The 11,194-nt window shown below is 40.2% G+C and carries 11 protein-coding genes; 2 read left to right on the top strand and 9 right to left on the bottom strand.

Annotated features, from left to right (window positions below; genetic code table 11):
• Positions 1-9: 9 nt before the first annotated feature.
• The 7 genes from F909_RS10525 to F909_RS10555 all read right to left on the bottom strand — a co-directional run bounded on the left by F909_RS10525 (position 10) and on the right by F909_RS10555 (position 7,094).
• Complete coding sequence (locus F909_RS10525; RefSeq protein ID WP_005058244.1) at positions 10-1,488, bottom strand: efflux RND transporter periplasmic adaptor subunit; 1,479 nt, start codon at positions 1,486-1,488, stop codon at positions 10-12.
• A 10-nt stretch (positions 1,489-1,498) separates the two neighbouring features.
• Entirely contained in the window at positions 1,499-2,698 is a 1,200-nt protein-coding gene (locus F909_RS10530; RefSeq protein WP_005150543.1) for a TolC family protein, read from the bottom strand.
• Between the two features lie 48 nt (positions 2,699-2,746).
• Positions 2,747-3,199 carry a hypothetical protein gene (locus F909_RS10535; RefSeq protein WP_005058242.1) on the bottom strand — a complete coding sequence of 151 codons (453 nt, stop codon included), beginning with the start codon at positions 3,197-3,199 and terminating at the stop codon, positions 2,747-2,749.
• Positions 3,200-3,354: 155 nt separating this feature from the next.
• Positions 3,355-4,251, bottom strand: a complete 897-nt coding sequence (locus tag F909_RS10540) for a recombination directionality factor (protein WP_005058241.1) — start codon at positions 4,249-4,251, stop codon at positions 3,355-3,357.
• Positions 4,252-4,350: 99 nt separating this feature from the next.
• Positions 4,351-5,493, bottom strand: a complete 1,143-nt coding sequence (locus F909_RS10545; protein ID WP_005058240.1) for a YqaJ viral recombinase family nuclease — start codon at positions 5,491-5,493, stop codon at positions 4,351-4,353.
• Between the two features lie 170 nt (positions 5,494-5,663).
• Entirely contained in the window at positions 5,664-6,713 is a 1,050-nt protein-coding gene (locus tag F909_RS10550; RefSeq protein WP_005058238.1) for a DUF932 domain-containing protein, read from the bottom strand.
• 63 nt (positions 6,714-6,776) lie between these two features.
• Positions 6,777-7,094, bottom strand: coding sequence for a hypothetical protein (locus F909_RS10555; RefSeq protein ID WP_005058237.1), 318 nt, complete (start codon positions 7,092-7,094; stop codon positions 6,777-6,779).
• A 799-nt stretch (positions 7,095-7,893) separates the two neighbouring features.
• Between F909_RS10555 and F909_RS10560 the strand changes: the two genes are divergently transcribed.
• Positions 7,894-9,015: a hypothetical protein gene (locus F909_RS10560; protein WP_005058235.1), complete on the top strand. Its 1,122-nt coding sequence runs from the start codon at positions 7,894-7,896 to the stop codon at positions 9,013-9,015.
• Between the two features lie 112 nt (positions 9,016-9,127).
• On the top strand, positions 9,128-9,637 hold the full coding sequence (locus F909_RS10565) for a hypothetical protein (RefSeq protein WP_005058234.1): 510 nt from the start codon (positions 9,128-9,130) through the stop codon (positions 9,635-9,637).
• A gap of 68 nt (positions 9,638-9,705) precedes the next feature.
• Here F909_RS10565 and F909_RS10570 read toward each other — a convergent pair whose 3' ends face one another.
• Both F909_RS10570 and F909_RS10575 read right to left on the bottom strand, forming a co-directional pair.
• Positions 9,706-10,635 (bottom strand): hypothetical protein, encoded by a 930-nt coding sequence (locus F909_RS10570; protein WP_005058232.1) that lies wholly within the window; start codon positions 10,633-10,635, stop codon positions 9,706-9,708.
• Between the two features lies 1 nt (position 10,636).
• A partial coding sequence (locus F909_RS10575) for a YagK/YfjJ domain-containing protein (RefSeq protein WP_032877875.1) occupies positions 10,637-11,194 on the bottom strand: 558 nt, incomplete at its 5' end.

Here is an 11,194-nt window from a genome sequence, read left to right as displayed (position 1 = left end):
TACTACCCCTTAATGATCATGAGTAGCGCCAGATTTACCTAGCTCTGCTTTTAATAAATAAGAATTGCCTGCCGCATAAACCTGACCTGCTTTTAAGCCTGACTTAACTTCAACAAACCCGTTATATTTTTCACCCAACTCTAATGGACGTGCTTCAAAATCATTGCCTACACGAATGAACACCACATCCCAATCACGGAAGTTTTGTAAAGCATCTTCACGAACCACCATAGGCTTCAAGCTTTGATTTTCAAAAATATGTGCGGTGATCAATTGACCTGAACGCCATTTAAATTGGTTGGCAATTTCAACAAAGACTTGAGCAGTACGTGTTTTTGGATCAATGATATCACTGATGTATTTGATCGTCCCCAATGCTTCTTCTGTGCCTGATTGAATTTGAGGTTTTACAGTCACCTTAGCATTCGGGTTAATTGTATTCAGCTTATCCGCAGGAACATTGACTACTGCAAGTAACTGAGATGTATTGGCAATTTTAAATATTGGCGAAGCTGGTGTGACATTTGATCCAACTGCCCCTAGCACTTGTAAGACTGTGCCAGACATCGCAGCCCGAACTTCAATTGTACCGTTGCCTGAACCACCATAAGAGCTGATTAAATTGTTCAGTTCATTGGCACGAATCTGAGCATTATCAAATTCACGCTTTGCATTAATGTAGTCAATTTCAGGCGATACTCGTTTTTGAAATAACGTTCGCTCTTGCTCCATCTTTTTACGTGCAAATTGCAAATTATCTACTGCAATAGAACGCTCAGCATTTAAGCGGATCAAGTCTTGGCTTTGTACTGTAGCTAATAAATCACCTTGACTTACTTTATCGCCAATCGTGCGATATGTTTTGATGAGTGTTCCACTTGCTTTCGGTGTGATAAAACTTTCAAAATTATCAGGGAACTTCAATTCTCCCTTTAACTCTAAAGCATTTTCAAACATCATGGATTCAACTTTTAGGAGCTCTAAACCACTGCTCTTGATACTACTGTCCAACATGGTGACACGACCTTCTTTGGTGTCCCATTTCCACGTATGTTTTTTACCTTGATAATCAACGTTGACAATCATTAAAAATGAATGTGGTTCATAGACAATTTCATTACCGATCAAGTAATCACTCTCTGGTTTAAATTGAATATTTTGCTCTGCATCCAAACGTTTGATGTAGACATTTGCCGTTAATGCTTCAGGTTTAAGCGGTTTATCTTTGAAATACCCATAAACACGGAGATGTGGTTCTACGCCCTGCTCAAAGATTTTCACTTCCGCTGAGAAATCGCCATCACGATATAAACGTCCACCATGAGGTCCTTTCTCGTCACCTGCTACTGCAACTTTTACTTCTGTTGCTTCCCCATGTGCTGAAGAAGACTGAGTCTTTTGACCTGTCTTGTACCATGCCACAGCACATAACACGACAAGCAAGGCAATAATGCCCGTAGCCATTAAAGTATTGGTTGGTTTATTCATATTCTTGCCCTTATTCTTGATCTAAATGAGTAATGTAGTTGCGCTCGACTTCTGCAATTTCTGTCTGCAAAGCCAACCACAAATCGAATCGAGCAAGATGTTTGTCTAACCAAATTTGCTTAATGCTATTGAACTCAAGTAACGAGTTTTTCCCTGCTTGGTATCCCATCTCTGCAATGCGAAGACTTTCATTGGTTGCGGGCAAAACGGTTTGATCATATTGGTGGATCACATCGATTAAGTTAGAAACCTCAATGGACTTGTTTTCCAGTTCAATTTTAGAATTACGGCTAACCCATACAGACTGCGTTTCAGCTTTCATCTGTTCCGCTTGGGCAATCGCAATATTGCCTTTATTTCGGTTGAAGATATTGAGTGGTATTGAGGTTGAAACTTGGAATACCTTGTCATTGGTTTCTTGATAGTTTTTGACCCCAACACCCAAAGTGATATCAGGTATTGCTTCTTTACGAGCGAGTTCAAATTGTGTCTTTTTCAATTTTGAACTCAGAAACGCTTCTTGCTCAGCCAAACTAATTTTGTCTGTGAAATTAAAACTTAGAGGAACTTCTAAAGCGTTACTTGGTAGATTCGATGTGAACTTAGAGCACAGATTCTTCTGAAACTGCCCCTTTTTCACTTCATTTTGATAACGTAGTTTTGATTCAGATGAAAGTGCTGCACTGAGCTGAGCATCCGAAGGAATGACTCGCCCAAACTTGAGCCTTTCCGAAAGAACATTGGCTTGTCTTGCATTAAACTTGCTTTCTGTTGAATAAACTTCAGCACGTTGAGTTGCCACATACCAGTTCGCCATACAGATTCTTAAATCTGCTTTGAGTTCAGCCTGACGCTTTGCTATTTCGAACTGATTACGATCACCTTGAAAACTCGCAATTTGCTTTCTCAAGGAGAGTTTATTACTAAGAGGAATCTCTTGTGACAACCCTAACAAGGTTGTTGAGCCATCCAAACCCTTCAATTTGGAATTACCAAGATTATCCAACTCCACATTGAAAGTAGGATTATTTAATCTGCCAGCAAACTTTTGGTTGATTTCATAAGCTTGCTCGGACTGCTGTAGGCTATTGAGTACAGCATCACTTGCGATAACCTGCTTTTGTAGTTCAGCATAATTCGTTTCCGCAAATGCGTTTGCTGCCGTTACTACAAAACCACAGCTAAGGAATAGCTGATAAATTTTAGACATGACTTTACCTATACAAAAAAATGAATAATTATTTTTTGTATATAAAAATCAATTTCTTAGAACAATAAGAGCTTTTGTATAGGTATAAGAATTACGTAAAATAAATATTCTTTTTCTAAAGTCAAATACCCGAATCTGATGTTCAGATAACTTTAGGAACAGAAAAATAAGAGCAGTGATAAAACTTAGAATAAACACAGGGTCTATGCTTAGATCACTATCAGAAGAAATAGGCTTCACCGAGTGATGGTAGATTGGCTCATCAAAATTCTTCCAAGTGTGTGTTTCTACATCATGATCAGTCATACTTGTAAAAGAATCACCTGAGTGCTGCAAAGACCAATGACTTGATGCATCATCTTCCACAACAATACTTAATTCATGTTGGTGTTCAATATTTTCAAGTAAAACAGGTGCCCACGCATGAACTCCCGTAATTGTTATCGTAAACAAAAACAGGATAAATGCGAGTATAAGCTTAGACAACCTACTTGAACGCATGACGATGGACATACTTCTGATTTGCTAACAAAATACTAAAAAGCGTTATTAAAGTAAATCCATCTCTCAGATATTCTAGAAGTGAATATCTTCTTATTTACAGACCAAAATCTGCAAAAAAAGAGTACGAGTACTCTTTTCTAATTAAATTCATTTCAATTCAAAGCCTGCACCGACTGCTGCAACCCTTTCTGAATATCCTGAACATGAGTGAGATCATAAGATTGTTGATGCTGCTCTGGCTTCGTTTCATCCGTATAAAACTCCTCAACAATATCCAAGCCCTCTTCACCACCCACCTCAAAACTGGCATTGCCATAGCCCTGCCGTGCCACATGATCTAAAGCTTCCTGATAAAACCCTGCTGCCTTACTTTGCTCATCTATCTGTTTGGCTGAGCTAATTGCATCTTTCAGGTTTATGCCATCCCTTAAGGTTAAATCCACGTAGTAGATCGGCGTGCGATAGCTTTGCGTGGTGCTCTTGCCTCGTAAAGTGAGTTGCAATGGCAGGCACGAAAGCAAATCACCCGATGCGGCATGGTAATAACGCAACCGTGCCGCCAAAGTGCGGATACTGTTAAAGCCTGTGGTTCTAAAGATGAATGTGCCAAACTCATCCGATTCATCCAGATTGACGTAAAGTCGTCCGTAGGGCTTGCACAATCCACCTTGTGCCAATGGGCATAAATCTGGAGATGGACATGGATGTTGCTCAATCCCATGTTGTCCAAGTCGCTGACAGCTTTCACCGTTGCCTGAGCAAATTAAACGTCCAGTTTGGCGGTCAAATAGGCTGTACTCTGCTCTTAAGTTGAGATCAGGATCATTGAAGATCATCCGTACAGGTATGGTTCTGAGTTTTTGGTTTTGTGCTTTAGCTCGTAGTTGTTCATCCAGTGGATGCTTGACCCATCCATCTTTTCCTTGAATTTGACTGGTAATGGTAAATTGGTCATCCTTTTCAGGGAGTCGTTTACCATTCTTTTCGATGATCTTTCCGATACTGATACGACCTAAAACTGGTGGTGTAATTGCTAAACCTTTAATCATGATCATTTCCTTTAAATAAAAATTGGGCATAAAAAATCCCACACCTTTTGAGGTATGGGATCAGTTGGTTTAGTTGAATTTGGGATATGCGTAGCTGTCTTATCCACCATTCGGATAAATCTGAAAGCGTCGTGTTCCTGCTTTGGTTTGCGGAAACTGCTGTAGGTATTCAGGATGCTGTTTCAATAAGGACTTACTGTCTAGGCTGATCGAGTCCTGCGATTTCTTCCATGTGACAGAGCCACCTGTAAATACCGCTCGCTCTGCTTCTTTCATCAGTATTTGCAGTTGATGTTTGAGTTCATCAAAATACTGTTGATGCTGCTCAACCTTATGTCGCTCCTCAAGCAATTGGTTAAACAGATAGTTGGCTTGTTCATTTTGGGTCAAGTCTTCCACCAATAGTGGAATCTGCTCTGGGTAGAGTTGTTGCAAGGCTTTGGCTGCTGAATCTGACGCATCTACACTCGGTGGAATATCTGATTCCACACATTGCCAGAAGTGACGTTCCGCATTAATGATGTGCTGGATCACGGTTTCGTTGCGTGTCACTTTATAGATTTTGGTTTCATGTCCACAGATCAAGGCACAGATATGCGCTGCCTGTTTGCCTGTCACGGCTAATTGATGCTGAACTTGGCAGAGGACATACAGTGGTACACCATCTCTCCATAGTTTTGAGCCATATTCTCCAACGGTTTTACATTCCAAAATCTGCACTTCGCCATTGCCTACCACGGCATAATCCAAATTGGCGAGCATAAAATACTTGTCTTCATCAGGATGTTGCAGCACCGCATTGACTCGACGTACTTTATGGTTGGTATGCATGCTGTAGTATTCTGCCACCAACGGCTCAAGCTGTTTACCCCAGTACAAAGGCGCATAGCCTGCACTTTCATCTTCAATGTTTTGTTGCATCCGTCCTGTCTTAATCATCCATAGTTCGAGCATCGACATATACGGATTCAATCCACATGCAGTTGCTGCATCACTACTGCCAATGCCCTGTTTGCGAACTTCAAGCCATTGTTGGTAATTGAGCTGTTTAGTATTGGCAAGACGTTTGGCTACAGGGGCTTTGGTTTTTCGTGGCTGTTTGTTCGGTCGGTCACGTTTGCTTCGAGTTCCCACCTCAACTTGCTGAGTCGGTGAGTTTTGGGTGGGTGGATTCAGGTTTGGTGAATAAGGTTGTAAAGGTGGATGATTTAAACTGTTTTGAATTTGAGTATGGCTATGCATATTGAATATTCCTGTATGAGTAGAATCGTAAAAGCTAAATTTCGGGCATAAAAAAAGCCACATCTGGAGAATGTGGCGAAAGGTGTTGCTGTGCTTGTACGGCTTGCTTTACCGTATGCTTAGGCTAAATAAATGGGCTTAAATAAAACTGAATGAATGGTATAGTTTTCTTAACCCACCATTCGAAGTGCCTGTTCCAAACCGCGTTGTTTAATCGCTGCCCCTGCGCCAAACCAAGCAGAATCAAGGCGGTGATCGGTACTCATGGCGCGGCGTTCATGGTCGGTGAACTCGGTAATCGCGCACAATAATCCATAAGCGGTATCCTTAGCTGAACTCAGTTCTGCCCCACGCCCATGTCCGTTAAACATGGTCATGACTTTCGACATGGCACGTCCGTTTGGTTCGGTTTTATTGTCTGCTTTGGATGGGTTTATTTGAGTCGCTGTTGCAGCATTACGGTAAAACTGGATAATACTTTCATCCTGTTCAGCCATACTCAGACTGGTATTGTTAAACACCGCATCAAAATAAGCTGCTGCTTCCTGTTGGGTGACTTTACGTTGGCTCAGTTGTTTCATTTCATACATGTGTTCATCCCATGCGCGAACTGAAATACCCAGTTGCTGTTTGACTTTCTCGGCATCAAACTTAGTGCTGTGTGGGACTTTCACCACACCTGCACTGGTGTGCTGTCCTTTGAGGGCAATGGCTAAAGTGTTGTTACAGACCACTCGAATACTGGTGAATTGTGCAGTAGTGGCGAGTGTACCATCACAAGCAGTTGCCAATAAAATGTAGCCATTGCTGACATCCTTGCCTTTTAAGGCTGAGCTTTGTCCTGTCCGTGCCAATGCCCAGAATTTCTTGCCACCTTTCAGCACCCCTGCTGTTTCCAGTTCAAAGCCTGATTGTTCGGTCAGGTCTTTATAGAAGTGTAGGATTTCCATCGGTTGCACTTCCTGAAAGCGTTGGCTGACCACCGATAACGGTGCATGAGTATCAGAACGGTAAAGTACACGCTGTTCTTCAAAAGGCATGATGATGCTTTGTCCCTTTTCATTCTGAGCCATGTAACTGACATCCGAGGATTCGATGCGCCAATCCATTCCTGCTTGTTGTGCCCAGACCTCGATGGGTTGGTTTGGGGTAAGTTCATTGCCTAAACCATGCCAAGGGGTTTGTCCTACAAATGCCATTGTTTCAACTAAATGTGCCATAAGAATAATTCCTGTATTAATTTTAAAATGGGTAAAGCGTTAGATTTAAATTTTGCTGAATACTCAATTGCGTAAATTTGGGCTAAAGCTGCGGTCACAGTGATTGCAGTAATACTGTCTGCAATAGATTGGTTGTAGTGGTTGTTGCTGTTCATCTTCAGTGATCAACATCCAGATACCTCCGATCAGCACCCCAACGATTGCACCTGCAATCGGAGGAATGTTTAGACTTTTAGAAACACTCACTCCTAATGTGGCAAGTGCCATCGGTGACATCACACTGTTAGAAATTGGATTGTTAGTTGAGGTGCTGGGTAAATGTTGGGGTGATTGCAGTTGTACCGTCTCTCTGGACTGGCAATAAGGACATGGCAAACTCATTGTGGTATTTCCTGTAAATGAATAAAAAAGCCTGCTGGGAAAGCAGGCAAAATGATTGCTGTGTATGTGAAACGTTTATTTGATGCTGTCTCGAATGGAGAGGCATCGTTCTCATTTAGATGCTATGTATTTGTATTTTTTTAGAATGCGTTTTTATCATCATTTTTTAGTGATTTTTGAATACTCGGTCTACAGATCAATTGACCTGTTTTTTATCAACGATTATGATGCTAGGGCTGACCTACATCGTCAGTCGGTTTTGACAGACCGTTTACAAAAGGCGCACAACAAACGCGATATGGGTTTTTGTGCGTTCTCTTAAGTCACGCCTTTATGGTGAGGCTAGGAGGGGCACGCTTGCGTGCGCTGATTTCCTTTTGTATCAGTCTGTCAACCCTTCTAGTCTTGCCACCATTATTTGACAGTAATTTGGTAAGACTACTTCTCATTACAAAAGGAATAGTCAACCATGACGCAATTTACTGTGCTTTATTCCCCTGCACTTTCCCCGCCTCTTCGACATTTTATTCCGATTCATTTATCACACGCTTTCGCTGTGTCCTGATTGATTCAAGGCATCCATCCGCTGCTGTTCCTTTATGGGGTTATTCAACAGTGGTGCTTTGTGCTGGATAAAAATCATGGAATTCGTCACACAGCTTATTTGGCGTGTCCTTATTGTGCTCAGTAACAGCATAGCTAGAGCCTATGACAGCCAAGCAAAATGTATTTGAAATTACAGTCAATTTCATAATTCATTTTAAAAAACTTTAAAAATATTGGATGGGGAAATAAGAGGATGAAATACGTTTCAATTGCACTGCTCACCAGCCTTGCGTTGGTCGGCTGCTCAAAACCACAACAAGATAATGTACAGAAAGAAGAACTATCTCAAAAGATTGAAAAAATATCATTGAATGATGAAGCCCCTGCACAGGCTGTTTCTTCTCCATTGATTATCGCTCGAAATGAAATTACACCTCCGCTCACCAAAACAGGTGAAAGCTTTCAGGAATTAATAAAAGATGAGGGATATTTTTCCTTTTATCCGCCGTATAAAACCATCTCTGGATTGCAGATGTTTGCTGAAAATTCGGATGTGGCTGACTATTGTGCAAACTGTGTGCATTTCCAGACCGTTCTGAATGATTTAAGAAATGTACTGGCTTTAAAAAACAATCAGGTTTTAGTGATCGGACATACTGGTCAACAGTTTCCAGCATTCACTTTTGCTTTAGGTGATGACTATTCTTTGCGTGCAGCGCATGATACGGCAATCAATTATATAAGATCGACAATGCAGGTGACTCCACCGCAAAAAGATCAATTTGAGAGTACAGAACAATATCAACAACGTATTCAGACACTTCAAAAAGAACTGGATACTAAAAATGCCCATCTAAATTATGACTTGAAGCTTTTAGAACTTAGTTTAAATGCTACGTCTGGTCAAAGTCTGTTTATGCCAAGCAGCTATACACCGAATGATCGACCAAATGGTCCGATTGATAATTTTGTTTATTACGATGCTGACTCGAAACAATTACATTTTGAGAATATGAATTTCGCATCGGATCTTATTGTGAATTTCACCGCACCATCCACGCCAGAGTTAGCACAAAATATTATTACGGCTGATGGACAAAAGTATGTCGGTTACATTTTCAACTTCAACAACCATAAATTGGAATTAGATAGCTTAGTCATTTATCAAACTAACAATACTCAAGCTGATTCTGCAAATGAACCGATCGCAATCCTTGAACCAAGTACCATGTCCTTTCAACGCAAACATTTCAACGGCATAGAAAATGCCCGATTAAAGAAATTTGATGTGTCGCTGAAAAAACCAATTCCTTTTGATTTCACTCTGGATAACTACACGCCGATCCAGAAGGTATTTAAAAAGATCGATGAGTAATTCCCACTTTTATAAAAGTAAGAAATTGATTTATCTAGCAATTAAATACACAGAGTTGGGCTTTCGCCCAACCCTGTAGATCACAATATTCAATTAAATATAGGCATGTGTAATGAATTTTATTCCATCTATTGTTTTATACAGTATGCTGCTACTGACTTTAACCGCATGTAATTCAGGCAACGATGTACCAAAACCCAAAAATACTCAGACCCAAACAAGTGAGAATAGCACTGCTGATGCGACTGAAACGCCTCAACAATCCGAAGATGATTTTCCAGCCGTTGATAAATCCTTTCTGGAAGATGAATCATATAATGCTGAAGAAGTGACTGAACCCACTGTGCAAGAACAGTTTGAAGTCCGTGTCCGTCGTGAGGAATCTCAATACTCCATGACAGGTTATAGCGATTTATTAAACATCATATCCTTGAACGATGCGCCAACCACCATTACAGGGGTTTTAATCAATCGTGGCAATTGTAGAAGCAAAGGTACTTATGATTACCAAAATATGCGCTATGGTTCTGTGGCAAAGGTCTATCTTGGTTGTTCGGCTGAATATGTGCGTGAAGTGACGGTTACCACCAATAGTGGTTTGACCTATACCTATAATTTTTAGAGATTTAATCACGGAAATTTACTATGGCAAAAAGGCGTTCTAATCAGAGCGCCTTGTATTTTAGAAACTTAATGAGTTGGGATGTTCCCTGTATAGCTTTGCCACAAATAGGAAATATGCTGACTCATATAGCGGTAAATCTTGAGTGGTTCATTTAGAAACTCAATCTGTTTACGCCAGTAGCTACGCATATCGTTGTCCGCAAAGTAACAGTGTTTTTCTTCAAGTAAATATTGAGCTTCTTGCTTAATCTCATACCCCTTATTTAAACAAGTCCCTTTCCATTCCTGCAAGATAAAATCGGAATATGGGGTCTCATCACCAATTACATAAATAATTGCTTGGACTGAGTAAAACCCATTCAGTGACTTAACAATACGCCATTGCACATCATACAACTTATCAGACAATACTTCCGATCGGTGTAATCTTTCCAGCCATTTACGAGTAAGTTTTGGTAATTTAACTTCAGCGTCGAATTGTAAAGGAATGGTAAAAATACAAGGCAAATCATAGAACATACAATTGATCTGCTTATGTTTGTCTAGACAGCGTTTAAACAGTGCCTTTTGAAATTTAATACTTTCATTCATAGGTTCAATAAATTTTGTATATTCCAGTGCAATCCGTCGTTTCAAGAACTTATATTTAAATTGACCATGAATACCCTCTGCATTCGCTATAAGGTAATTGATATTACCGTAATGAGAAAAACCTGCCGTATCAAGCATTGCAACCCAATAAGGGTTTAATTGGAATCCATGTAATGCCATACGATGGTAATGCAGCCACTGTAGGGAATTTAAGAATATACGATAATTCTTATCTATACACTTGGGCGCACGTTTATCCATAACTGCTAGTTTCCCATTTTCAATTTGGGCTGCATTTTGAATACTCTCTCGTAAAAATAAATGGGTATTAACATCTAGCATGAATGGGAGCATTGGTGTCTGTAATATATGTTGTACTTGAGGAGTCATTGCATAATGGGTCATTTCAAGCCTCCTTTTTTCCAGTATTTCCAACAGATTTCCCCATTTTTATTGCAACATCCTTAGCAATATTTTTACCAAAAACACGTATGAAGTAGGCTTTATCATTTCTAAGGTTTTGTTCATTTTCCTCATCCCGCTTAATCCTTTTATGCACAATGAATTGGTCTCTTTTGGTGATATAACGAATGGCTTCAATCAAATATTCGTATTTTTGTTTATCTTTGCGATGCAAGATGCCAATACCTACATCTCGATATTTGCCATTGTGGGCATCAAGATTACAATTATGGTAAGCCCCCTCAATACCAATCACCCTTTTCCAGACCTCACCAATCTGTTGTGCTAGCTTAATGTCCTGTGAGTGTTTACGACCATCGAGAAAGAAAAAACAGTGGTAGTGATAACCAGTTTTTTCGGCAAATTCCAATTTCCATAGATAACCCAATATATGTAAATTTGAAGTCCGCTTTAAATAACGAAGGCATGTGATTAAATCTGCTTTGACTTGGGCAAGTTCAGGGTTTTGTGTTTTTCCATAACGAAAATCGACACGAGCAAT

Origin of the sequence: Acinetobacter sp. ANC 3929, assembly GCF_000369405.1 — a bacterium.
Classification (GTDB): Bacteria; Pseudomonadota; Gammaproteobacteria; order Pseudomonadales; family Moraxellaceae; genus Acinetobacter.
The sequence above is the reverse complement of the archived record's forward strand: the minus strand, read 5'-3'. Positions and strand labels throughout refer to the sequence as shown.

Excerpts from the sequence above, each read along its gene's own strand:
- F909_RS10525 (WP_005058244.1), bottom strand. The coding sequence starts at position 1,488 with ATGAATAAACCAACCAATACTTTAATGGCTACGGGCATTATTGCCTTG.
- F909_RS10530 (WP_005150543.1), bottom strand. The coding sequence starts at position 2,698 with ATGTCTAAAATTTATCAGCTATTCCTTAGCTGTGGTTTTGTAGTAACG.
- F909_RS10535 (WP_005058242.1), bottom strand. The coding sequence starts at position 3,199 with ATGCGTTCAAGTAGGTTGTCTAAGCTTATACTCGCATTTATCCTGTTT.
- F909_RS10540 (WP_005058241.1), bottom strand. The coding sequence starts at position 4,251 with ATGATTAAAGGTTTAGCAATTACACCACCAGTTTTAGGTCGTATCAGT.
- F909_RS10545 (WP_005058240.1), bottom strand. The coding sequence starts at position 5,493 with ATGCATAGCCATACTCAAATTCAAAACAGTTTAAATCATCCACCTTTA.
- F909_RS10550 (WP_005058238.1), bottom strand. The coding sequence starts at position 6,713 with ATGGCACATTTAGTTGAAACAATGGCATTTGTAGGACAAACCCCTTGG.
- F909_RS10555 (WP_005058237.1), bottom strand. The coding sequence starts at position 7,094 with ATGAGTTTGCCATGTCCTTATTGCCAGTCCAGAGAGACGGTACAACTG.
- F909_RS10560 (WP_005058235.1), top strand. The coding sequence starts at position 7,894 with ATGAAATACGTTTCAATTGCACTGCTCACCAGCCTTGCGTTGGTCGGC.
- F909_RS10565 (WP_005058234.1), top strand. The coding sequence starts at position 9,128 with ATGAATTTTATTCCATCTATTGTTTTATACAGTATGCTGCTACTGACT.
- F909_RS10570 (WP_005058232.1), bottom strand. The coding sequence starts at position 10,635 with ATGACCCATTATGCAATGACTCCTCAAGTACAACATATATTACAGACA.